Here is a 23,361-nt window from a genome sequence, read left to right on the forward strand (position 1 = left end):
TTAAACTACTTGCTCGTTATATATTATAGATAATCCATCATTAATCAAACTAGAGTACTCTTCATCTACTTTAAGATTATCTAAATATGCTTTTATTTCGTTTTGAGTGCTATAGTTATTTTCTACAGATAACTCATACAATTCTAATGCCAACAACCAATCGTTATTAAACTTATCTTGAACAATACTAAAAATACCTAAAACGACTTCTTCCGAAATTGTATTCTCTTCTCTCATTTGTCGAACTTGATCGTATAAACCATACAATTCTCGATCAGAATCAGAGTAGTTAATTTTATGTGTTTTGGTTTCAGAAACCTTACCTAAATCCTCATAAGAATTCACATCTGCTGGGCCAGCATATGCTGAAACAATATCTACACCAACAGCCATGTCGTAAATTCCCCAATCTGGATGGAATAAAACGGTATCGAAATGAGTAACAGTACAATTCTTAAAAGAAATCAATAAGATTCTACCTCTTAAATCTCTTGTTCCTGTAATTACTTCACCTTCTACTTTAACACCACCTTCAAATTCTAAACTTACGGTTTTACCTTCATAAATTCCATAAGCTTCTAAATCTCTAGGACTCATATTCTCAATTGGAATATTAATTCCTTTCAATTTACCAATTGGACTTCCAAATCCTTCTTTATGATAATTTATTCCGTGTCCGATCAATTCTTTGTCTCGATTTGAAAGCGCAGTTCCTCCAGTAGTTTGGATATAAATTGGTTTGTTATTTGAATCTGTAATTACATTCGAAAATACTCCTGAAATTTGAATTCCTGTTGACAATTCAATAGTTCCAAGGTTTTTAGAATCTATAAGTTTCTTAACTCCACTTAATCCACCTTTACGAATTCCCATAGTATTTGCATATTGTTCTAACACTAAACTTAAATGCGCAAAATCTGGAGTTACAAATAATTGTGGTTGCGGTTTTGTAATATCGAAGGAAACATTTGAAGCATCTAATGTATATGGTAATTTCTTTACTGAATCTTGCATACACCATTTACTTTCTCCTATAGAAGATAATAAACCTGCTCCATAAATTTTAGGATTCTCCAATGTTCCGATAAGACCATATTCCACCGTCCACCAGTGTAAGTTTCTGATTTGAGCCATTTCAGAAAGTTCTCCCATATTATTCTGTAACCACTCAACCTTTTCTTGAGCTTCCTGAATTTCTTTATGAGTAGAATTAGGATTTTCTTTTAAAATAGAAAGTAAACGAATTGCTTCATACATTTCATAATCACGAGCTGAAGAAATTGCCTTTGCTCCTATTTCTCCAAATCGTCTTAAATATTCAGCGTATTCAGGGTTAGCAATAATTGGTGCATGACCAGCAGCTTCATGAATTATATCAGGTGCTGGAGTATACTTAATATGATCTATAGTTCTCATATCAGAAGCAATTACCAGTACGTTATACGCTTGAAATTCCATGAATGCATTAGGTGGAATAAATCCATCTACTGAAACTGCAGCCCAACCTATTTCTTTTAAGATTCTATTCATTCCTTCCATTCTTGGAATGGTATTCACAGAAATCCCTGTTTTATCTAATCCTTCTAGGTAAGAATTATGAGCTACTTTCCCCAAATAATCTACATTCATTCTCATCACATAACGCCATACTGCTTGGTTCTGAGGAGTATATTCATCATAAGGTTGCTGTACTACAAATTTGTGCAAATGTTTCGGCAACTTCTTAGTAACTTCATTAAGCTCAAAGTGAGTTTTCATAAGTTAAAAATCTTAGGGTTGTTTGTAAGCATAAAAATACTCATTTGAAAATAAATAAACCTTAAAATTTTGAATTTTGTATCTTTACTAGTATCACAAAAAACCATTAGAAATGAGAAGAGGAGGATTGAAATTTAGACTATTAATTGGTCTCGTAATTGTTGCATTTGCATACCTACGAAAATGCAGTCAAAGACAAGAAAACCCTTACACCGGAAAAGTACAAACAATAAGTTTAAGTACTCAACAAGAAATCGCAATTGGATTACAACAAGCACCATCTATGGCTCAACAGCATGGTGGACTGTATCCAAACAATGATTATCAAGCTTACATTGATAAAATTGGTCAGCGTTTAGTGGATAATTCTATTGCTAAACGATCTGAATATAAATACGAATTCCATTTGCTTAGAGACGAAAGAACCATTAATGCTTTTGCACTTCCTGGAGGACAAATCTTTATTACTTATGCCTTACTTTCTAGATTAACTGATAATTCCGGAAAAATAAGTGAAGATATGGTTGCTGGAGTTTTAGGTCATGAAATCGGTCATGTTTTAGGAAGACATTCGAATGAAAGAATTAGTGAGGCTAATTTCTGGAAGTTAATTACTATGGGAGCTTCTGTTGGAGCTGACTTAGGAAGTTTAGCCAATAGCGTTGGGCAAAATACTTTACTTAAAAATGGACGAGGAGACGAATTAGAAAGTGATGATTTAGGAGTAAAACTTATGTTGGACGCAGGTTATGATCCTAGATATTTAATAAATGTTATGGAAGTACTAAAAGCGGCAGCTGGACCAAATAGAGTTCCTGAATTCCAAAGTACACATCCCGATCCTGAAAATAGAATTCAAAAAATAAAAGAAGCCATACGTAAGTATAGCAGATAAAAAGTAAAAAGCTTGATTCAAACACAATATGAATCAAGCTTTTTTTTATGAATTAGTTAGTTTAAACTATTCAGTTTTTGCTTTAGTTTTTTATTCTCAGTTTCAATTTTAGATAGCCATTTTTTCGACTTTTTAATATCTGCTACTAATTGTGAAACTTCTGAAACTGATTCTCCAATATCTAATTGTTTCATTTTTTCTTTCTTTTTCTTCAATTCATTTTTTCGAAGATGAATAATTCTATCATTCAGTTTGATCTTATTTTGTAACTGAACAACTTCTTTACTTCTTCTTCTATGATTTCGAAGCTTATCAGCAGCCTCAATTTCTTCATTTTCTGCAACATCGTTCGTAATAGTCTCTACTTCTTTAGTAGTACTTACCTCTTCAGCAACTTTTGGTTTTTCTTCTATTTTCTGTTCTTGAACAGCTATTTTGGTTTGCTCTTCAAGTTGAACAGAAGCTTTAAGCTTTTTTAAATTCTCTTTCTTCTGAGCAATACTATTATCTAATACGATGAGCTTGTTTTCCAAAGTACTTATTTCAGCTTCTCTTTTTTCAATTTCTGCAATAGAGATTTCTCCTTTTCTTTTGTCTTGATCTAATTGGTCTACTAATTCTTGTAAACTCTCAAAACCAGTCATTAACTTATCTAAATCAATTTTAATTTCCGCTTCTTGTGTTTGTATCGATGTTGTTGATTTTTGGGAATAAGCGATACCACTTGACAATAATACTGCTAAACAAATAACAGTGGCTCTAAATACTTTCATAATAAAAACATTTAAATTGTAACTTACACTTATACTATTTTAAAGTTTGGATAAACTTAAACACGATATCCTTAAAAAGGATATTAAAAAGTCCTATTGGGGGAAGGAAATAAAACAACGAATTGTTTCAATACTGTTTGTTGCGGGGGAATAAGAATAAAGAAATTCGATTAGGAATTACTAGGGGGAGATAACATGTTTACTCAAACAATAAAATGTAGAAATAAACTATTTTTTGATGTATTCTTCCTCTCAAATGTAATAAAAAAAAACCAAAAACCAATTTTAACCACTGAAAATCAGACAATAAAAAAAGACTGACGCAGAACGCATCAGTCTTTTTTGGTTTTAACAAAATGTGAAAATTAAGCTCCTTTTAGCTTTTTAATAGCATCTTTTTTGCTTTCTATCTCTCTCTCTATCTTATTTAATCTCTTTTCAATTCTTTCTATAACTGAAGTTCTTCTAGCAATTGATTCTTTCGATAAAGAACCATCAATTTTTGCTGCTTCTAGTTTATCTTTCTTTCTCTTTAAACCTTCTCTTCCACTAATTAAAATCTCTTCATTAACACTGATATCATCTTCATACTCCATTATCTTCTCTCTATTCTCAGCAATTTTCTTATCCTGAATAGCTTTCTTTTCAGCTTGAATTTTATTATTCAATTTAGTTAACTCAGCATTCTTTTTACGAAGTTCTTCTTGTTGCTTCGCATAAGCTTCCTGACTTGCCTTAATCTCTTGAGCTAACTTTTCTTTAGCTAACTTTAATTTCTCTTCTTGCTCTTTTAAATCAGAAGTTTCTTCCTTAGCAACTACTTCTTTTACCTCTACTACTTCCTTCTCCTCTACTTTGATATCTAAACTTTTCTTGAATGCAACAAGTTCAGATTTTTGTTTAGTGATTTTCGATTCTAAATCTGTTAGCCTCGCCTCTACACTTCTAATAATTTTCTCTTTTCTTTCAATTTCAGTTTTTGAGATTCTCTTTTTACTCTTATCTTTTTCTAATCTGTTCTTAATTCTAGTTAATCCTTTAACCCCAGAAACTAGCATTTCTTCATTAACTTTAATTTCTTCTTCTTGAACTTTAATTTGTTTTTTGTTTTCTCTAGAAATTTCTTGAGCAAACGATAACTGCATATTTAAACACACTAATAAAAGCGCTGGGAAAATTTTAAATATTCTCATTTTGTACTGTACTTTAATTTTATTCTTTATTTACACTAATGTTTGATGCAATAATTTTAAAAAAGTCACAAACACTATCTTATTTTTTTGGGGCTGCAAATGTACAAATAAAAATGAAACACAAAAGTTTTAATTAAAAAAATCAAAACCCAAAACAAAAACGTAACGTTTTCAACAACTTAGACACTAATAAGTAAATTATTAAATCATTTGCTATGGGATTTGGAGGTACGGTATCTGCTATGATTACCACATTAAAAAACAATAAACGAGATCGAAAAAGCACTTTTGACACTTTAAAAGATCACAACAAAAAAACTAAAAATCACGATAAATTAGTCTTCGATAAAGAAGCGTCAAAAGAACAACTACAAAAAATTAGAATTTCAATTCAAAAGGAAAACAGAAAAAAATTGCTAATAAACGGAATTGGAATCTTGGTTATTGCTATTGGAATATTTGTCTTTTTAACTCAGTTGAAAATTAAATTATAAACGGATCTAAACCGATTTTAATCATTCGCAATCGGTTTCGTTAAATTTTAGCTTTAGGTTCTAAATCTTTACTACTTTTACTCTCCAAACGAAATCAATCTAATGGACAAGAAAGTAATTTTAATGATTTTAGACGGTTGGGGAATTTCACCTAACCCTGAAGTATCAGCTGTTGACAAAGCAAATACTCCTTTTATAGATTCTTTATATAATAAGTATCCACATTCTGAATTAAGAACTGACGGTGAACATGTTGGATTACCTGTTGGACAAATGGGAAACTCAGAAGTTGGTCATATCAATTTAGGAGCAGGAAGAATTGTATATCAAAATCTTGCTAAGATCAATAAGGCGATTACTGACAATACTTTAGCATCTGAAGCTACTTTGGTAAACACTTTTGAATTTGCAAAAAAAAATAATAAAACTGTTCATTTATTAGGTTTAGTTTCTGACGGAGGAATTCATTCGCACATCAATCATTTAAAAGGATTAATTACAGCAGCAGATGAGTTTGGTCTTAACGATGTATTCTTGCATGCTTTTACAGATGGTAGAGATACTGATCCAAAATCTGGAAAAGGTTTTATTCAAGATATTGAGAACTTCATGAGTTCAACTTCTACTGAATTAGCCTCTATCACCGGACGTTATTATGCAATGGATAGAGATAATAGATGGGAAAGAGTTGCTTTAGCTTATAATGCTTTAGTTAAAGGTGAGGGGGAGCATTCTACAAATGCATCAGATAGTATTGAAAAAAGTTATTCTGATAATGTAACTGATGAGTTTATAAAACCAATCATTATGGTTGATGATAACAATCAACCAAAAGCAACGATAAAGGAAGATGATGTTATCATTTTCTTCAACTTTAGAACAGATCGAGGACGTCAATTAACTCAAGCTTTAAATCAACAAGATTTCCCAGAACATAATTTGAAAAAGCTTCCATTGTATTATGTAACAATGACTAATTATGATGATACTTTTGAAGGAATTAAGGTAATCTATGATAATAAAAATATTGAGAACACTATCGGTGAAGTTTTAGCCAATGCTGGTAAAAAACAAATTCGAATTGCAGAAACCGAGAAATATCCTCACGTAACATTTTTCTTCTCAGGAGGAAGAGAAAAGGAATTTGAAGGTGAAAAGCGATTATTATGCCCTTCTCCGAAAGTAGCTACATATGATTTACAACCAGAAATGAGTGCTTTTGAAATTAAAGAGGCTATTATTCCTGAATTACAGCAAGGAGAAGTAGATTTTGTCTGTTTGAATTTCGCTAATGGAGATATGGTTGGACATACTGGTGATTTTGATGCTGCCGTTAAAGCTTGTGAAGCTGTGGATCAATGCACAAATGAAATTATAACAACTGCTTTAGAAAATAATTACACTACACTTGTTATTGCAGATCATGGAAATTGTGAGACTATGAAGAATCCTGATGGTTCTCCAAATACTGCTCACACTACGAATCCAGTTCCGTTAATTTTAGTGGACAAGGAATTAAAGTCAATTAAAAATGGTATTTTGGGAGACATTGCTCCAACTATTTTAAAATTAATTGGAGTTGAGCAACCAAAAGAAATGACACAACATCCGTTAGTTTAATTGAATAATGAAAAAAATACTTTTAGTTCTATCTCTTGTATTAGTAGCTTCTTGTGCTTCTAATCCAAAAACCAACACTTCAGTTTCTAAAATTAAAGCCGCAAAAGACGCTAGTGGAAACTTGGTAGGTTTTGCTACAAAAACAGATTTTAAACAAGAACCTTATGGTAACGAATGGTTTAATGATTATTACGAATATTATGAAACTGATAAATCTACAGTAGCAGCTATTAAACCGTTATTAAAAGATATTACTATTAAAGGTTTTATGGGAACTTGGTGTAGTGATAGTCAAAGAGAGATTCCAAATTTCTATAAAATATTAGACGAAGCAGGATTTGATTATAACAAATTAGAACTTTTAACAGTTAACAAAGACAAAGAGGCAAAAGGATTAGAAAAAGGATATCAACTTGAGAGAGTACCAACATTTATTTTCTATAAAAATGGAAAGGAAATTGGTCGTTTTGTTGAACATACTGTTGACGGAGCAACTTTAGAGCATGATTTACTGCAAATTGTATCAGAAAAAGGATACAAGCATGCGTATGAAAAATAGATTGATAACCTTATTTTTTTAAGGAATACACCCTATATTTGCATTCTCATTTTTAGGTTATGATCATACAAAAAACTAAGGAAGAAATAGAATTAATGCGCCAAAGTGCTTTGGTGGTTTCTAAAACACTAGGTATGCTTGCGAAAGAAGTAAAACCTGGAGTTACTAGTTTGTATTTAGACAAGTTAGCAGAAGAATTCATAAGAGAACAAGGTGCAATTCCTGGTTTCTTAGGTTTATACGACTTCCCGAACACACTTTGTATGAGTCCAAATTCTCAAGTAGTACATGGAATTCCTAATAACACACCATTAGTTGAAGGTGATATTATTTCTATTGACTGTGGTGCTATTTTAAATGATTACTACGGAGATCATGCCTATACATTCGCAGTAGGTGAAATTGCTCCAGAAACTCAAAAATTACTGGACGTTACCAAAGAAAGTTTATACGTTGGTATTCGCGAGTTTAAAGTTGGAAACCGAGTTGGAGATGTAGGTTACGCAATTCAACAATTTACAGAAAAACACGGTTATGGAGTAGTAAGAGAATTAGTTGGACATGGACTTGGTAAAACAATGCACGAAGATCCAGAAATGCCTAACTACGGACGTAGAGGAAGAGGAAAGAAATTCATAGAAGGAATGGTAGTTGCTATTGAGCCTATGACTAATATGGGAACTCAAAAGATTAGACATCATAAAGACGGATGGACAATTACTACTTTAGACGGAAAGCCATCTGCTCATTTTGAACATGATGTTGCAATTGTTGATGGAAAACCTGAGTTGCTATCTACTTTCCAATATATCTATGATGCCTTAGGTATAGAAAGTGATGAAGAGAATGAGTTCAGACAACAACCTTTAGTACTATAAATTGTCTATTATTCAATCCATATTAAATACAATTCCAAGACCATTACTTATAAAACTAAGTTATCCGGTAAGGTCTTTCTTAACATTTTGGCTAAAAGGAGACAATTTTACGGATCCTATTGACGGTAAGTCTTTTAGAAAAATGCTTCCATATGGATATGAAGTTCAACGTAAAAACGTATTATCTCCATCTACTCTTTCTTTAGAAAGACACCGTTTAATGTGGTTGTACTTAAAAAATGAAACGGATTTTTTTACTTCGAAAGAAAAAAGAAAGTTACTTCATATTGCACCTGAACAATGTTTTTATAATCGCTTTAGACATCAAAGTAATCTTGATTATTTAACCTCTGACATAGAATCTCCCTTAGCTGATGTAAAAGCAGATATTTGCGATTTACCCTTTGAAGATAATTCATTCGATATTATTTTTTGTAATCATGTGCTTGAACACATTACCGATGATAAAAAAGCAATGCAAGAATTATTAAGAGTAATGAAACCAGGAGGATTTGGAATTTTTCAAATACCACAAGACATTGAGAGAGAAACTACTTTTGAAGACGATACGATAATAGATCCAAAAGAGAGAGCCAAAATTTTTGGCCAATATGATCATGTTCGTATTTATGGAATGGACTACTTTGACAAACTACGAGATGTAGGGTTTGAAGTAAATGAATTAAAATACAACGAAAAAATTTCTTCTGAATTAGTTGAGAAATACGCTTTAGATAAAACAGAGATTTTACCTATTTGCTACAAACGTTAATTCGCAAACTCCAGAATTTCTCCTTCTTTATTCGCATACAAAAGCACTACTTTTAAATCAGGACGATTTGCCAAGAATACTTTTGTTTCTTCTAATCCCATCGCCATAAATGCTGTAGCGTAAGCATCTACATCCGCACAATCACCTTGAATTAAAACAGAAGCACTTAATAAATTATTCTCCTGAGCTAAACCTGTTTTTGGATTTACAGTATGTACAACTTTTTCTCCGTTACTATTCACCTTAAACTTACGGTAGTTTCCTGATGTTGCCATCGATTGGTTATTCAATTCAATTGTCCTAGACTGGCTTCTAGATCCATCAGTATTCGGATCATCAATTGCAACTTTCCATAATGTTCCCCTAGGACTATTTCCTCTTGCACGAATCTCTCCTCCTATTTCAACCAAATAATTTTTAATGCCTTTACTTTCTAAAAAACGTCCGACTACATCAACTCCTAATCCTTTGGCATATGCATTTACATTGAATTCAATTTCATTTGGTTTCAATACCTTATTCTCAACTAAAACAATTTTTTCAAAACCCATTAAATTCTTTAAAGAATCAACCTCTACTTGAGTTAAATCTTTTTTCTCTTTTCCGGACCCAAATCCATAAGCGTTAATTAACTTCCCAATTGTTGGATCAAAAAAACCATCTGTTTCCTTGTAAATTCTTTTTGCCTTATTAAAAGCCTCAATAAAATACATATCTACAACAACCGTAGAATCGTTCTGATTTACCTTAGAAACAATAGAAGTTGGAATATAAGTAGATAGAGAATTATTAAAATCATTGAAGATCGTATTGATCTCTTCTTGGAAATTTTTAGAGTCTTCGTAAATAATGGAATATGTTGTTCCAAAAATATCCCCACGAAACTTGCTATACTCTTCCTTTTCTTTAGATTTACATGAAGTAATAAGAATTGAAACTAAAAGTAATAAGCTTATATATTGTTTATACATGGTAGATTTAGGTTTATTTAACAAAAATAAAGTAATATCTACTAAAATACCGTTAAGATAACTTTTAGTTTAATCATTTTTTTAAATTTGTAATTTACCATTAACTATAAATAAGATGAAAAAAATAGTATTATTTGTATCAGCTACATTTTTGTTGGTATCATGTGGTGCTAATAAAGAGCTTGAAGCTCTTAAATTAAAGCACGAACAAACAAAAGACGAATTGCTAACTGTTAAAACCAACTTAACTAAATGTTTAGTAGAGAAGGAAAAATATGAAGACAGATCTAAAAATTTAGAAAGCAGAGTTGAAGAACTAAAGAAAGATAAAGAAAATACTATTCAACAAGTAGAAAACTTAACTGTTCTCACAAAAGGAGCTAATGATAACATCAAAGAAACATTATCTCAATTAAGTAAGAAAGATAAATACATCAATAAAATTAGAGCTGCAGCTACGAAAAAGGATTCTTTGAATTTAGTTGTTGCTTTCCATTTAAAGAAAGAATTACAAGATGGAATTGATGATCAAGACATTGAAGTAAATGTTGAAAAAACTGTAGTATTTATTTCTATCTCTGATAAGTTATTATTTAAGAGCGGAAGCTATACTATTACAGACAAAGCTTCAAAAGTTCTTCAAAAAGTAGCTACAGTTGTTAATGCTCAACCAGAAATGGATGTAATGATTGAAGGTCATACTGATGATACTCCAATTGCAAACGATGCTGTTAAGGATAACTGGGATTTAAGTGTAAAAAGATCTACAGCAATTGTTCGTGAATTACAATCTAAATACAAGGTTGCTCCACAGCGTTTAATTGCAGCAGGTAGAAGTAGTTTTGTACCATTAGTTGCAAACGACACTCCTGCTAATAAAGCGAAAAACAGACGTACAAAAATTATTATTTTACCTCGTTTAAATCAATTCTTTGATTTATTAGATCAAAAAGTAGAATAGTAAAACACATTGCATACAAATAAAAAAAACCATCAATACATGATGGTTTTTTTTATGCTAAAAAGGTAATGTAATCGTTGATATACTATTTTAGTATTTATCCGTAAACTTGCTTAATCAAAAAAATCTATGTCACCACTATTTATATGAAAGCATTTTTCACTCTACTTTTCTTATATATAACCTTATTAACCTTTGCTCAAAGTTCTAGTATACCATCTGATAGTATTACTTTAACTCAAAAAGAAATCACTTTTATTGAAACGACTCAATCTTCAAAGGAGATAAGGAAGTTTTTGAAAAGTAAACTAAAGAATGATACTCTTTCCTACATCTCTGGTTATAAATTATTTCTCAAAAGAGCCATTACAGAAAACAATCTTAAACATCAGTATTCAGCAGCCTCTCAACTAGGATATTTCTATTATCAACTTTTTGATCACAGTGAGTCTATAACTTACACCAAACAATCTTTAAAAGCCAGCAAAGCCTTAAATGATACTCTTAAGATCATAAATAGTACAATTATTCAAGCTGGAAATTACTATCAATTAGACTTAACTACTGAAGCATTAAAAAATTACATTGAGGCTAAAACTTTATCGGAGAAAATTCGCAATGAAAACTACGAATTAACCGCTCTACCTAATATAGCCAATATTAGAGTTAACCTAGATAAATATCATGATGCTCTTAATGACTATACCGAAACTCTAGAAATACTAGAACAGAAACCCATAAAATCATCAATACCTTATCAAAAGATTTATTTCTCTTCCCTAATAGGAAAAGGGATTTGTTTAAAAAAACTGGGGAAATTAGATGAAGCCATAGCTATATGTGAAAAAGGAATTGCTTTAGCCAAAGAACTGAAATTAACTAAACCTCTTATTGATTTTCGAATATGTATAGCGGATGTCTATTATTATAAAAAACAGTTTCAAATAGCTATAGACAAACTAACCGAAGAAAAAGAATCGATAAACTTAAACTACCCTAAGTACAATATCATCCATCTAAATTATTACTTAGCCAGATGCTATAATTCTCTTTCAAAAAATAAAGAAGCATTATTGTTACTCGAGCAAAACTTCAAATTATCGGAGGTAGAAAACAACACAAAGTTGTTTAATGAAATGTTTGATTTACAAATCAAAATAGCTAAAGAAGAAAAGGACTTACTTGCTGAAAACACATTTCGAAAAAAGAAATTAAACTACATAGAAACGAAGGCTAAAAAACATCAGGAAACTCTAGATTTAATTCATAAAAGCGATATTAACAATCTTCTTGGAATCAATCAAAAGTTGAGTAAGCTTAATGAAGAAAATAGCTTCAAAATGAAAACTGCATATACTCTAGCTTTTTTACTGGTCTTCGCATTGATTTTATCTTTTATTTATTTCAAAAGAAAGAATAAAATAAAATCTGAACGATTTGAAGAGATAATAGCAGGTTTGAAAAAAGAAAGAGAAACTAATGATAATAGTCAAAAAGAATCTTCACAAATTAATGATGAGCAAGCAATTCATATTTTAAGTGAATTATCTAAACTTGAAAAAACTGAATTCTTCAAATCAAAAGATTGCAATTTATACACAACTGCAAAAGCAATAAATACAAACACCACGTATTTATCTAAAACTTTAAACAAGGTAAAAAAGCAATCTTTTAGTCAATATCTAAATGAACTTCGAATTAATTATGTTCTCCTAAAATTACAAGAAGACAGTAGATTTAGATCCTATACAATCAAAGCTATTTCTGAAGAAATTGGCTATAAAAGCGTCACTACATTTTTAAGAGCGTTTAAAGCAAAAACCAACTTAAACCCATCTTATTATATTGAAAAACTGAATAATAGCTAACAAAACATTTCTTCAAATTTATAAATATGGAGATTAAACATTATTAAAAAATCAAGAATAACTCTATTTTCGAGCTTCATAATCCATAAAAAAATTACCATGTTAAAAAAAGTACTACTTAGCGTAATGTTTGCACTTTTGTTTTCTAAAACTACTATCACAGCTCAAAAATATGATCACCTTATAAAGGTTAAGATTATAAGAACAGACGAAGTAATTTATAATCCTGACAGGACTTTTGAGACGATTCAAGTACACACGTTACAACTTGAAAAACAAACTAAGTTTCAATACAAAAGATCTGATAAAGTTGGTTTCGAGATTGATATTGAAAATCGTTCTTTATCTCAAAAAAAATATAAATACGGCTTTTCATACACTCCACAATCTGAAACACAAATTAACGGTATACCTGTACCCATAGTTATACCACCAGAAGAGGACGATGAAAGCATCCATAATTTTGGCTCAGTTTCTAACTTTCCTCATATCCCAGATGGTAAAATTTTATATCTAGAACGAGATCTCGACTTAACTCGAAAAATAAAAATTTGGTTAACCTTATTGGATGAAAAAAATGAAATAATTGGAACACCAGTTCATAAAATTGAAACTCCGTATTTTTTATTTTTCTCCAATGCTACAACAAAGAATACTAGCAGAGTATCATTAAACCAAAATTATAGTAATACAAAAATAAAATACAACTCAAGTACATCTAATACTGCAAACATTAGAATTTACGACTTAAGTGGAAGATTAATTCAAACAATAAACGCGGCGCCAGTAGCAAATAAAAACTCTACGTCGTATAATTTCCCTACACCTCATTTGAAAAAAGGACTTTATTTTTATAAGATAAACATAGACGGTTTTACTGAGACCAAAAAGGTGTACAAGAAAGAATAACCAAAACGTTATCTAGTAATAATAAAAAAGCCATCAAATTTTGATGGCTTTTTTATCTCTTAAAATAATTCTTACAAGAATCTATATGTTGCTTTAATAAGAAATGTATTCTCTAAAGTATTGTCTAATATTTGAGTATTTAATCCACCTAATAACGATCTATCTGAATCTACATTTCCTGTAGTTCCTTGAGCCCAAACTAAAAATAATTCTGAACCAGGAATATACTCCCACCTTGCAACAAGATTTGAACGGAATTGTACAAATGAAAAATTAGGATTAGAAAATTCATAATCAGTCACACCATTCGCATCTTCATCCACTAAATAATCTCCACTTGATGCTTGCTGAATTTGATTATCTCCGTACCATATCACACGTTCATTCAAGTCTTTAGCTATAGAATTATTTACATAATTGAAGTTGTTATATCTTCCTCTTGAAATAAATGGTTGTCCGTAATATTGAATTGATAAATTAGGATTTATGCTATAATTCAAACGTAAAGTAGTACTCCAAGTTTTCTGATCTATATTTCCTAAGATATACCTTTTAACTGCACCAAAATCAGCCTCATTTACGTATTGAGTTTTATTCGGATTCTCCGTAAATTCAGTTGTTAAAGAAGCATTTAAAGAATCAAACGGCTGATAATTTAATCCTAAAACATATCTGGTGAAAGAGAAATTATTCTGTTCTGTTGCACTTTTGATATACCCCACTCTAAAATTAAACTTCTTACTTTGATCAGAACCAAAGAACAACACCATGAAATTCTCTTCTGAATACCTCCATCTCGGTCCACCTCTCAAAAATGTATTTAAGAATATTCTTGGTTTATGTGTTAATTCTAATTCTGTCCACCAGTTATTAATCCAATTGATGTTTCCTTGAAGACTATATTCCATTCGGTTATAATTTCCTTCAAAGTCGAATGAAGATAACTGACGTAATCGCACACTCGCATCACGATATGTTTCTGTTGGAACTTGCCATAAATATCTTAAACTAGCGAACTGTCTTATCTCATCTGCTTGTCTTAAAAAACCAACATCATTTAACTCTAACTCTGGAGAACGCCAATTAACTCCAGCCCAATAACGCCAATTTCCTCCACCTCTTTTACCTCCAAAAACTCTTCCTCCTGTTCCAGTAAGAGAAGTTCTATTAGGATCAACTTCTACGTGACTCGCATCAACTCTTTGAAATAAATGCGTTAATGATTCTTGTGTTGCTTGAATTGATTCTTTACTTCCTGTAACATGACTTGCTACAACATTACTTTGAATGAAGTAATCACGATTATGCCATTCATGACGAAAATCTAATCCTCCTGTGTATGCTGCTTTTCTCAAGAAACTTAAATCATCATTTAAATTTCTATTTGTAGAAGTAAAAATTCCACCGATATAACTATTACGATCATTAAAGTCTTTTTGAACTCTAGCTACAAAGTAATTTGTTAATGGTTCTACCAACTCTTCTCTCCTATTTCCATTATTATCAATCTCAGCATATTCATTTGAAGTCACAGTTTCTAAAACTCCAATAGACCAACCATCTCTAGTTTTACCAGAAAATTTTGCGGCTCCTAAAATTGTTGTATTAATTGGGATATCAGCAAACTCTCCATCATTAAGATCTACTCCTCCTTGCGGAGCTCTACCAATCCTTCTACTATAGAAAACATTATCTGGTCCGTTAGCAAATCTGAAATCGAAAATGTTTTTATTCTCAACAAAAAATGGTCGTTGTTCATTAAAGAAAATCTGGAATCCATCTAAAGCAATAGCTCCAGGATCTGCTTCAACTTGGCCAAAATCAGGATTAACAGTTAAATCTAAAGTTAGATCATTTGTAATTCCAATTTTCGCATCTAAACCTGCATTTACACTAAAATCACTTCCATCTCTAAAAGGATTACCCCCTTCTTTCTCATAAGTATCATATTGAAAAACAGTAAATGGTTGTATCTCTAACTGTTTCTGAGATTTTAGACCTTTTAATCCATGTAGTTCTCCGGCTTCACTTATAAAACCAGATACTTCATTAGGAATTCTTTGCCAAAGAGAACGTTCTTGTTCTCTAAAAAATGTCCTATTGATATTTAAACCCCAAACCTGTTCTTCTGCTTTACCAAATCTTAATTGAGTGAATGGTATTTTCATTTCTGCAGTCCATCCTTTATCATCAACTACTGCATCAGTATACCAAATAGGATTCCAACTCGCATCCCAATCTTGCCCGTTTTGAGTGGCTAATTCCTCTCCTTTTACACCAGCAGCAGTTACAGTGAATACGAATGCAGTTCTTTTATCATGATAACTATCTATAATTACATTGATTCTATCCCCAGCGAATCCATCTCTTCTTGACAGACGTTGTTCAATTTTTTCTGGTTCATCATCAAATGCTCTTAAAGCAACATATAGATACTTATCATCGTAACCAATTTTAAATTTTGTCTGATATGTAGGAGGCTTCCCTTCATCTGGTGCCTTCTCAACAAAGTCCGTACCCCAGTCTAAATGATCCCAAGCTTGATCTGTAATTACACCATCTATCTCAGGTAAAGTCTTCATCCTTTTAGTGACATACTTCTTTTTTGGAACCGCAACAGTTCCTGAACTCTCTTGACTATATAGATTCTGGAATAAAAATAATCCAAAAATTGGGAGTAAATATCTTGTTCTCATCAGTAGGTTTTAATCCGACATCAAAAGTACCGCAGAATTCTCTTAATAATATGTTAATTTAAAATGAGCATTTCATAATTTAAAACAAAAGCAACTTACTATTTGTCAGTAAAATAAATAATTGTAAATTTGCACTCCTTTTTGAAGGAAAAATTAAATTATTAATAGACAAAAACTATATCGTGTTATGAACACATTAAGTTACAAAACGGTATCGGCTAACAAAGCTACTGTAAACAAAGAGTGGGTTTTAGTTGATGCGGACGGGCAGTCACTAGGTCGTTTAGCTTCTAAAGTTGCAAAACTTATTAGAGGTAAACACAAGACAAACTACACTCCACACGTTGACTGTGGTGATAACGTAATTATCATCAATGCAGACAAAGTTGAATTAACTGGAAGCAAGTGGACTAACAAAACTTACTTACGTCACACTGGTTACCCAGGTGGACAAAAATCTCTTACTGCACAAGAAATTTTCGACAAAAATCCTGCGAGATTAGTAGAGAAAGCAGTAAAAGGTATGTTACCTAAAAACAAATTAGGTAGCGCATTATTTAGAAATTTATATGTATATGTTGGTACAGAGCACGGACAAGAAGCTCAAAAGCCACAAACTATTAACCTTAACGATCTTAAATAATGGAAACAGTTCACAAAATCGGTAGAAGAAAAACAGCTGTTGCACGTGTATATGTTTCTGAAGGAAGTGGAAACATCACAATCAACAAAAGAGAATTAAATAATTATTTCACTACACCAACTTTACAATATAAAGTTCAACAACCATTAATGTTAACTGAGAACTTAGCTTCTTATGACATTAAAGTAAATGTTTATGGTGGTGGTGTTACAGGACAAGCTGAAGCTATTCGTTTAGCAATTACAAGAGCTTTAGTGTCTATCAATGAAGATCACAGATCTGTGTTGAAACCAGAAGGATTATTAACTCGTGATCCAAGAATGGTTGAACGTAAGAAATTCGGTCAGAAGAAAGCACGTAAGAAATTCCAGTTCTCTAAACGTTAATATTATACTGGACTTGTTTCAGTATCCATTAATTGTTTCGAGACTGTTATTTATAAGAGTATATTATTTATTAACAGTTTAGTATCTAAATATTTCAGACTTAATAACTACTGAAATATTGCGAAAACAGAACGTAAACACATTTATTAAAATGGCAAACATTCAAGAATTATTAGAAAATGGAGTACACTTCGGTCACTTAACTAGAAAGTGGAATCCAAACATGGCTCCATACATTTATACAGAGCGTAATGGTGTTCACATCATCGATTTGTATAAAACTTCTGCTAAGATTGACGAAGCTAAAGCTGCGTTAAACAAGATTGCAAACTCAGGACGTAAAATCTTATTCGTTGCTACAAAGAAGCAAGCTAAAGATATCGTTGCTGAAAAAGCAAAATCAGTAAACATGCCTTACATTACTGAAAGATGGCCAGGTGGTATGTTAACTAACTTTGTTACTATCCGTAAAGCTGTAAAGAAAATGGCTTCTATTGATAGAATGAAGCAAGATGGTTCTTTTGATGCATTATCTAAAAGAGAAAAATTACAAATCAACCGTCAACGTGAAAAATTAGAAAAGAACTTAGGTTCTATCTCTGATATGACTCGTTTACCAGGTGCATTATTTGTAATTGATGTAAAGAAAGAGCACATTGCTATTGCAGAAGCTCAAAAATTAAACATTCCAATCTTTGCAATGGTTGATACAAACTCTGATCCAAGACCGATCGATTTTGTAATTCCTGCAAATGATGATGCTTCTAAGTCTATTGACAAAGTTTTATCTTATGTTACTGAAGCAATTTCTGAAGGATTAGCTGAAAGAAAAGCTGATAAAGAAAAAGCTAAAGCTGACAAAGAAGTTGAGACTAAGAATGAAGAAGTAAAGGCTGAAGAAGCTAAATAAATTTTAATTTAAAGGTTTCATCACATTGAAACCTTTATTTTATTTTATCATTGTAATTATTAATACAACTAATAAAAAAAAATAAAATGTCAAAAATTAGCGCTGCTGACGTAAAAAAATTAAGAGAGACTACTGGTGCAGGAATGATGGACTGTAAGAAGGCTTTAGTAGAAGCAGAAGGAGACTTCGATAAAGCAATTGAAATCTTACGTAAAAAAGGACAAAAGATTGCTGCTAAAAGAGCTGATCGTGATTCATCTGAAGGTGTAGCTATCGCTAAAGTTAGTGAAGATAACACTTATGGTGTTGCTATCGTTTTAGCTTGTGAAACTGATTTCGTTGCTAAAAATGATACATATAAAGAATTAGCTCAACAGTTTGTTGATATCGCTATTAACTTTACTAACAAAGAAGATTTCTTAGCTGCTGATTTTGGAGATGGTAATACTGTTGCTGAAAAATTAATTGAGCAAACTGGTGTAATCGGTGAGAAAATCGAAGTTCCATCTTTTGAAAGAGTTGAAGCTCCTTACGTAGGATCATATACTCACGTAGGTAAGATTGCTGCTTTAGTAGGACTTACTAATACAAATGAGAAAGCTGCTGAATTAACTAAAGATTTAGCAATGCAAGCTGCTTCTATGGGAGCAACTACTTTATCTTATAAAGATTTCTCTCCAGAGTATGTAGCTGCTGAAACTGATGCTAGAATTGCTGCTATCATCAAAGATAATGAAGAGTTAGTTCGTTTAGGTAAAACTTTAAAGAACGTACCTCAATTCGTTTCTAGATTACAGTTAACTGACGAAGCTTTAGCTCAAGCTGAAGAAGCTGCTAAAGAGCAATTAAAAGCTGAAGGTAAACCAGAGCAAATCTGGGACAAAATCTTACCAGGAAAAATGGAAAGATTTATTTCTGATAACACTACTTTAGATCAAGAGCAGTGTTTATTAGATCAAAAATTCATCAAGGATGAGAAGAAAACTGTTGCAGAATATGTTTCTTCTTATGGTGATGTAGAAGTTAAAAACTTCGTAAGAGTTACTTTAGGGTAATTTCTTTCTAACATATTTTATAAAAGACCTTTGAATATTCAAAGGTCTTTTTATTTTTACAATAAAAATTTTATGAAAAAAATTATCGCTATTCTGTTTATCATAATTTCGATTTTTTTATCGATCGGATTCCTGATTCAAATTCCAGAAATAATCACTAATCTTTCTAGAGCAAACAATTCATACGGAATTGGCTACTTGATTGGCTCTTTGTTGCCTTTAGTTTTTACCTTTGGACTTTTTAGGATCGGTTTAAAATGGTTAAAATCAAAACCAAAAAATAATAATGAAATTCAAAACATAGGCATCGATTAATAAAAAGATTAACTAATTTTTATTTCTTAATGAACTTCATTTTTTTCTCACCATTATTTATTGACAACACATAAACCCCACTGTTTAATCCTCCTACTTCAACCTCTAAAGTATCTTGATTAAGTTCTTTTCTAATCAATTCCTCACCCAGCAAACTGTAAATAATCACATTTTTAGTTCTTTCAGTAAAATCCATTTGAATCTTTAGGACTTCATCTACTGGATTCGGAAATAATCTCACCAAATCATTCTCATAACTCAAATCATCAGTACTTAAAACTGACGACTCACAATCTTCACCAGGCAAATTGTAGCATCTATTCGCTGGACCCAATTTTGGATTCCAATCTATTCCAGCTAACCATAGCTCTCCATTATATTCATAAGCCCCAACATCCGGTGCAGCTCCTTTAAATCCATCTGTAATACCCGTAATCTCGATTCCTTTGTCAATAGCACTTGCCCCATTCGTTAAGTTAAATTTTCCATTAGCTATGTTATTGAAATCAGTATTCTGTGCAATAAGATTGTTTTTTTTATCTGACTGAGGTTCCCACTCTCCTTTAAAACCAAGGTTATTCCAAACTCTTACATTTGTAAATGCCGTACCTGCTTTATGCCAAGCTCCCATTTCATCAGAATTATTCCAAAACGTATTATTAAAAACATCAATATCTTTACCGTCCCAATTGATTTGAACACCTGTCCATTCTGTATTCCAAACCACATTATGATGAACTGAAAAGGCCTCCGCATCATTATCTAAATAAATGCCAGCAGCCTTCTTTTTATCACCTCTTGATGCTGTATCATGAAACCAATTATGATGAATTTCTGTATTCTGTGGACCACCAACAGTATAAAAAGTGGCACAATCATCTGCAATTAAATTACTTTTATACACATCATTATAAGCAATTTCACAACGATTACCATTGAAGTTTATTCCATCTCTTCCACCGTTAAAAATAGTATTATTCAGAATTTTATTATCAGTTCCTCCTCTGGCAACTAATGGCGCGTCATAGGAACCTAAATAATTAAAATCATGGATGTAACAGTTTTTCAACAAATTAAAACTACCTCCTAATCGAACTCCAGTTGCAGCACTAAATCCAATTTCACACTTGTCAACTACATTGTTTGTTCCGTTAACTTCAATGCTCGGTTTTCCAGCATTGAAACCTTTAAATATTCCCTGAGTATGATTTCCGTAAAACGAGGAAACACCAAAGAGCTTATTATTATTTGAATTGGATTTCAACTCGATCCCTCCACCAAATACAGCGATATTTCTAATCTCTATATGACTCCTTTGATTCAAATCGATAGTTAAACTTCTTCTTCTCATTTGAACTAAACCATCATTCGGTTTATTCCCACCAGGTAGAATCACGAATAATTCTTTGGTTGAACTATCAAACCACCATTCGTTTTCATAATCCAATGCTCCTTTAACACCTTCCAAATAAAAATCTCCTTTATCTGCCGGAGCATGAAAAGTTCTAATCCATGTTGGGTTCTTATCTAGTACAAAATTCACTCTTCCTGCCGCACTCGAAGTAATGAATGATTTCCAGGCAATCCATCCAGATCCAGGCTTGTCACCATAGAAAAAAACCGAACCACCAGTCCAATTTATATTTGGAATTTTAGAAGAAGTTAAATACGCTCCATTCACGACATCTGAAGGACTTCCTCCGTCATTTCTTAAAGAATTAAGAGTAAATGGGTTTCCATCAGTATTATTCGGCCATCTCGCTAAGTCCATGGCAGTACTTCCATTCATGACAAAATTATCCTGTCCCAAATCCCAATCAACTTTTATCTTGTAGATATTTCCTGTATCATTAATCCAGCCACTTAGACTTTCCATTGCACTAATAATAACTTTTTCATTGTCTTTTGATGTGTAAATAATCGGGTTCCCAGAAACTCCTGATCTATCTGGACGTAGAATTTCTTCATAGACTCCTTCTCCAATTATAATTACATCTCCAGGTTGAGCAATAGAAGAAGCTTTGGCTATAGTTTTAAAGGGCTTAGTTATTGTTCCCGTGTAGGTATCATCACCCGATTTGGAAACATAAATATCTTTACTATAGGTTAGAGAACAACAAAAAAGGAACACTAATAACAGTGCTTTTGCGTAATAAGTTTTCATGATGATTGTAGTTTGATTGTTTAATAGTATGTATAGGTTAATTACTTATTTCAACTAAACTAAGAAACCACTTAATTAGTATTTTGAATCTCTTTAAAATTCAAATTTTATAAAAACATCCTAAAACTTACATTCTTTTTTTTCTTACTAATACTTTGGTATATTTGCACAACTTTCAACAGAACTATGCAATACAAACGAATACTTCTAAAATTAAGCGGAGAAGCCCTTATGGGGGAACGCGACTATGGAATTGACCCAAAAAGATTAAAAGAATATGCCTTACAAATAAAACAAGTTGTTGAAAAAGGTATTGAAGTTGCCATTGTTATTGGTGGTGGTAATATATTTAGAGGTGTTGCTGGAGCAGCTAACGGAATGGACAGAGTTCAAGGAGATCACATGGGAATGTTAGCAACATGTATTAACGGTTTAGCTTTACAAAGTGCTTTAGAAGATGAAGGTGTTTACACAAGAATGCAAACTGCCTTAGAAATCAAAGAAGTTGCTGAACCTTACATTAAAAGAAAAGCTATAAGACACTTAGAAAAAGGTAGAGTTGTTATATTTGGTGCAGGAACAGGAAATCCATACTTTACAACGGATACTGCTGCTGTATTAAGAGCAATTGAAATAGATGCAGATGCAATTTTAAAAGGAACTCGTGTAGATGGAATCTATAATGACGATCCTGAGAAAAATAAAGATGCAATTAAATTCGAAACTATTACGTTTAAAGATGTAATAGAAAAAGGATTAAAAGTAATGGATATGACTGCTTTTACCCTTAGTGAAGAAAATAAATTACCTATTATTGTTTTTGATATGAACAAAAACGGGAACTTAATGAAATTAGTTTCTGGTGAACCAATTGGAACAATAGTTGATTACAAATAAAATCATATTGAAATTCAATACTGATTTATAAATATTATAGTGAGATGACTGAAGAAATAGATTTTATATTAGATAGCACAAAAGAAGCAATGGATAGCGCAATTTCTCATTTAGAGAAAGAATTACGTAGTATTAGAGCTGGTAAAGCTTCTCCAGCAATGTTAGCAAATGTACAAGTTGATTATTATGGATCTGCAACACCATTAAGTCAAGTAGCTAATGTAAATACTCCAGATGCAAGAACAATTTCTATTCAACCATGGGAAAAAAATATGTTACAAGAAATTGAAAAAGCTATTATGATTGCTAATTTAGGTTTCAACCCTATGAACAATGGTGAAAGTATTATAATTAATGTTCCACCATTAACAGAGGAGCGTCGTCGTGATCTTGCAAAACAAGCTAAAGCTGAGGCTGAAAATGCTAAAGTGGGAGTTAGAAATGCAAGAAAAGATGCAAATAATGAGATCAAAAAGTTAGACGTTTCTGACGATATGAAGAAAAATACAGAAGCTGATATCCAAACTTTAACAGATAATTACGTGAAGCAAATTGACGAGAAATATGCTGTTAAGGAAAAAGAAATCATGACTGTATAATCAAAAAATAACATGCAGAAAAAGAGTGTTTTTAGAACACTCTTT

Annotated in this window: 21 protein-coding genes; 15 read left to right on the forward strand and 6 right to left on the reverse strand. The window is 31.7% G+C overall.

The window, feature by feature from the left end; all coding sequences use genetic code 11:
- Positions 1-1,758, reverse strand: a complete 1,758-nt coding sequence (locus tag ABNT61_RS09380) for an aromatic amino acid hydroxylase (protein ID WP_348743015.1) — start codon at positions 1,756-1,758, stop codon at positions 1-3.
- 112 nt (positions 1,759-1,870) lie between these two features.
- Here ABNT61_RS09380 and ABNT61_RS09385 point away from each other — a divergent pair, with 112 nt between their 5' ends.
- A complete protein-coding gene (locus ABNT61_RS09385) occupies positions 1,871-2,653 on the forward strand; it encodes a M48 family metalloprotease (RefSeq protein ID WP_348723936.1) in 783 nt (260 codons plus the stop codon).
- 56 nt (positions 2,654-2,709) lie between these two features.
- Here ABNT61_RS09385 and ABNT61_RS09390 read toward each other — a convergent pair whose 3' ends face one another.
- Both ABNT61_RS09390 and ABNT61_RS09395 read right to left on the reverse strand, forming a co-directional pair.
- Positions 2,710-3,426 carry a hypothetical protein gene (locus ABNT61_RS09390; RefSeq protein WP_348743016.1) on the reverse strand — a complete coding sequence of 239 codons (717 nt, stop codon included), beginning with the start codon at positions 3,424-3,426 and terminating at the stop codon, positions 2,710-2,712.
- 365 nt (positions 3,427-3,791) lie between these two features.
- Complete coding sequence (locus ABNT61_RS09395; RefSeq protein ID WP_348723939.1) at positions 3,792-4,571, reverse strand: hypothetical protein; 780 nt, start codon at positions 4,569-4,571, stop codon at positions 3,792-3,794.
- A gap of 263 nt (positions 4,572-4,834) precedes the next feature.
- Between ABNT61_RS09395 and ABNT61_RS09400 the strand changes: the two genes are divergently transcribed.
- The 5 genes from ABNT61_RS09400 to ABNT61_RS09420 all read left to right on the forward strand — a co-directional run bounded on the left by ABNT61_RS09400 (position 4,835) and on the right by ABNT61_RS09420 (position 8,942).
- Positions 4,835-5,113, forward strand: a complete 279-nt coding sequence (locus ABNT61_RS09400; RefSeq protein WP_348712809.1) for a hypothetical protein — start codon at positions 4,835-4,837, stop codon at positions 5,111-5,113.
- 102 nt (positions 5,114-5,215) lie between these two features.
- Positions 5,216-6,733 (forward strand): 2,3-bisphosphoglycerate-independent phosphoglycerate mutase, encoded by a 1,518-nt coding sequence (gene gpmI, locus ABNT61_RS09405; protein WP_348743017.1) that lies wholly within the window; start codon positions 5,216-5,218, stop codon positions 6,731-6,733.
- A 7-nt stretch (positions 6,734-6,740) separates the two neighbouring features.
- On the forward strand, positions 6,741-7,292 hold the full coding sequence (locus tag ABNT61_RS09410) for a thioredoxin family protein (RefSeq protein WP_348743018.1): 552 nt from the start codon (positions 6,741-6,743) through the stop codon (positions 7,290-7,292).
- A 59-nt stretch (positions 7,293-7,351) separates the two neighbouring features.
- Positions 7,352-8,170: a type I methionyl aminopeptidase gene (gene map, locus ABNT61_RS09415; protein WP_348712812.1), complete on the forward strand. Its 819-nt coding sequence runs from the start codon at positions 7,352-7,354 to the stop codon at positions 8,168-8,170.
- Position 8,171: 1 nt separating this feature from the next.
- Positions 8,172-8,942 carry a class I SAM-dependent methyltransferase gene (locus ABNT61_RS09420; RefSeq protein WP_348743019.1) on the forward strand — a complete coding sequence of 257 codons (771 nt, stop codon included), beginning with the start codon at positions 8,172-8,174 and terminating at the stop codon, positions 8,940-8,942.
- Here ABNT61_RS09420 and ABNT61_RS09425 read toward each other — a convergent pair.
- Positions 8,939-9,913 (reverse strand): FAD:protein FMN transferase, encoded by a 975-nt coding sequence (locus ABNT61_RS09425; RefSeq protein ID WP_348743020.1) that lies wholly within the window; start codon positions 9,911-9,913, stop codon positions 8,939-8,941. The genes ABNT61_RS09420 and ABNT61_RS09425 overlap by 4 nt on opposite strands.
- Positions 9,914-10,028: 115 nt before the next feature.
- Between ABNT61_RS09425 and ABNT61_RS09430 the strand changes: the two genes are divergently transcribed.
- The 3 genes from ABNT61_RS09430 (at position 10,029) to ABNT61_RS09440 (ending at position 13,651) form a co-directional block, all read left to right on the forward strand.
- Positions 10,029-10,874 carry a flagellar motor protein MotB gene (locus tag ABNT61_RS09430; protein WP_348712816.1) on the forward strand — a complete coding sequence of 282 codons (846 nt, stop codon included), beginning with the start codon at positions 10,029-10,031 and terminating at the stop codon, positions 10,872-10,874.
- 146 nt (positions 10,875-11,020) lie between these two features.
- A complete protein-coding gene (locus tag ABNT61_RS09435) occupies positions 11,021-12,742 on the forward strand; it encodes an AraC family transcriptional regulator (RefSeq protein ID WP_348743021.1) in 1,722 nt (573 codons plus the stop codon).
- A gap of 99 nt (positions 12,743-12,841) precedes the next feature.
- The gene (locus ABNT61_RS09440; protein WP_348743022.1) at positions 12,842-13,651 is read left to right on the forward strand and encodes a T9SS type A sorting domain-containing protein; all 810 of its coding nucleotides are present in this window, start codon (positions 12,842-12,844) and stop codon (positions 13,649-13,651) included.
- Positions 13,652-13,722: 71 nt separating this feature from the next.
- On the opposite strand, the gene ABNT61_RS09445 is transcribed toward ABNT61_RS09440, so the two are convergent.
- Positions 13,723-16,347, reverse strand: a complete 2,625-nt coding sequence (locus ABNT61_RS09445; RefSeq protein ID WP_348743023.1) for a DUF5916 domain-containing protein — start codon at positions 16,345-16,347, stop codon at positions 13,723-13,725.
- A 187-nt stretch (positions 16,348-16,534) separates the two neighbouring features.
- On the opposite strand from ABNT61_RS09445, the gene rplM reads away from it, so the two are divergent.
- From rplM to tsf, 4 genes are all read left to right on the forward strand, one after another.
- Positions 16,535-16,990: a 50S ribosomal protein L13 gene (gene rplM / locus ABNT61_RS09450; protein ID WP_348712822.1), complete on the forward strand. Its 456-nt coding sequence runs from the start codon at positions 16,535-16,537 to the stop codon at positions 16,988-16,990.
- Positions 16,990-17,376, forward strand: coding sequence for a 30S ribosomal protein S9 (rpsI, locus tag ABNT61_RS09455; protein ID WP_348712823.1), 387 nt, complete (start codon positions 16,990-16,992; stop codon positions 17,374-17,376). Before rplM ends, rpsI begins: the two co-directional genes overlap by 1 nt.
- Positions 17,377-17,527: 151 nt before the next feature.
- Complete coding sequence (gene rpsB / locus ABNT61_RS09460; protein ID WP_348712825.1) at positions 17,528-18,286, forward strand: 30S ribosomal protein S2; 759 nt, start codon at positions 17,528-17,530, stop codon at positions 18,284-18,286.
- Between the two features lie 86 nt (positions 18,287-18,372).
- The gene (gene tsf, locus ABNT61_RS09465) at positions 18,373-19,341 is read left to right on the forward strand and encodes a translation elongation factor Ts (RefSeq protein WP_348712826.1); all 969 of its coding nucleotides are present in this window, start codon (positions 18,373-18,375) and stop codon (positions 19,339-19,341) included.
- Positions 19,342-19,675: 334 nt separating this feature from the next.
- On the opposite strand, the gene ABNT61_RS09470 is transcribed toward tsf, so the two are convergent.
- Positions 19,676-21,820, reverse strand: a complete 2,145-nt coding sequence (locus ABNT61_RS09470; RefSeq protein ID WP_348743024.1) for a T9SS type A sorting domain-containing protein — start codon at positions 21,818-21,820, stop codon at positions 19,676-19,678.
- A 186-nt stretch (positions 21,821-22,006) separates the two neighbouring features.
- On the opposite strand from ABNT61_RS09470, the gene pyrH reads away from it, so the two are divergent.
- Positions 22,007-22,717: a UMP kinase gene (pyrH, locus tag ABNT61_RS09475; protein ID WP_348743025.1), complete on the forward strand. Its 711-nt coding sequence runs from the start codon at positions 22,007-22,009 to the stop codon at positions 22,715-22,717.
- 44 nt (positions 22,718-22,761) lie between these two features.
- The gene (gene frr / locus ABNT61_RS09480; protein ID WP_348723948.1) at positions 22,762-23,316 is read left to right on the forward strand and encodes a ribosome recycling factor; all 555 of its coding nucleotides are present in this window, start codon (positions 22,762-22,764) and stop codon (positions 23,314-23,316) included.
- Positions 23,317-23,361: the final 45 nt, after the last annotated feature.

Origin of the sequence: Tenacibaculum sp. 190524A05c (genome assembly GCF_964036595.1) — a bacterium.
In the GTDB taxonomy this organism is placed as follows: Bacteria; Bacteroidota; Bacteroidia; order Flavobacteriales; family Flavobacteriaceae; genus Polaribacter; species Polaribacter platacis.

Excerpts from the sequence above, each read along its gene's own strand:
- rpsB (WP_348712825.1), top strand. The coding sequence starts at position 17,528 with ATGGCAAACATTCAAGAATTATTAGAAAATGGAGTACACTTCGGTCAC.
- ABNT61_RS09435 (WP_348743021.1), top strand. The coding sequence starts at position 11,021 with ATGAAAGCATTTTTCACTCTACTTTTCTTATATATAACCTTATTAACC.
- ABNT61_RS09445 (WP_348743023.1), bottom strand. The coding sequence starts at position 16,347 with ATGAGAACAAGATATTTACTCCCAATTTTTGGATTATTTTTATTCCAG.
- ABNT61_RS09440 (WP_348743022.1), top strand. The coding sequence starts at position 12,842 with ATGTTAAAAAAAGTACTACTTAGCGTAATGTTTGCACTTTTGTTTTCT.
- ABNT61_RS09470 (WP_348743024.1), bottom strand. The coding sequence starts at position 21,820 with ATGAAAACTTATTACGCAAAAGCACTGTTATTAGTGTTCCTTTTTTGT.
- pyrH (WP_348743025.1), top strand. The coding sequence starts at position 22,007 with ATGCAATACAAACGAATACTTCTAAAATTAAGCGGAGAAGCCCTTATG.
- ABNT61_RS09400 (WP_348712809.1), top strand. The coding sequence starts at position 4,835 with ATGGGATTTGGAGGTACGGTATCTGCTATGATTACCACATTAAAAAAC.
- ABNT61_RS09385 (WP_348723936.1), top strand. The coding sequence starts at position 1,871 with ATGAGAAGAGGAGGATTGAAATTTAGACTATTAATTGGTCTCGTAATT.
- gpmI (WP_348743017.1), top strand. The coding sequence starts at position 5,216 with ATGGACAAGAAAGTAATTTTAATGATTTTAGACGGTTGGGGAATTTCA.
- map (WP_348712812.1), top strand. The coding sequence starts at position 7,352 with ATGATCATACAAAAAACTAAGGAAGAAATAGAATTAATGCGCCAAAGT.
- frr (WP_348723948.1), top strand. The coding sequence starts at position 22,762 with ATGACTGAAGAAATAGATTTTATATTAGATAGCACAAAAGAAGCAATG.
- tsf (WP_348712826.1), top strand. The coding sequence starts at position 18,373 with ATGTCAAAAATTAGCGCTGCTGACGTAAAAAAATTAAGAGAGACTACT.
- ABNT61_RS09390 (WP_348743016.1), bottom strand. The coding sequence starts at position 3,426 with ATGAAAGTATTTAGAGCCACTGTTATTTGTTTAGCAGTATTATTGTCA.
- ABNT61_RS09395 (WP_348723939.1), bottom strand. The coding sequence starts at position 4,571 with ATGCAGTTATCGTTTGCTCAAGAAATTTCTAGAGAAAACAAAAAACAA.
- ABNT61_RS09430 (WP_348712816.1), top strand. The coding sequence starts at position 10,029 with ATGAAAAAAATAGTATTATTTGTATCAGCTACATTTTTGTTGGTATCA.
- rpsI (WP_348712823.1), top strand. The coding sequence starts at position 16,990 with ATGGAAACAGTTCACAAAATCGGTAGAAGAAAAACAGCTGTTGCACGT.
- ABNT61_RS09425 (WP_348743020.1), bottom strand. The coding sequence starts at position 9,913 with ATGTATAAACAATATATAAGCTTATTACTTTTAGTTTCAATTCTTATT.
- ABNT61_RS09380 (WP_348743015.1), bottom strand. The coding sequence starts at position 1,758 with ATGAAAACTCACTTTGAGCTTAATGAAGTTACTAAGAAGTTGCCGAAA.
- rplM (WP_348712822.1), top strand. The coding sequence starts at position 16,535 with ATGAACACATTAAGTTACAAAACGGTATCGGCTAACAAAGCTACTGTA.
- ABNT61_RS09410 (WP_348743018.1), top strand. The coding sequence starts at position 6,741 with ATGAAAAAAATACTTTTAGTTCTATCTCTTGTATTAGTAGCTTCTTGT.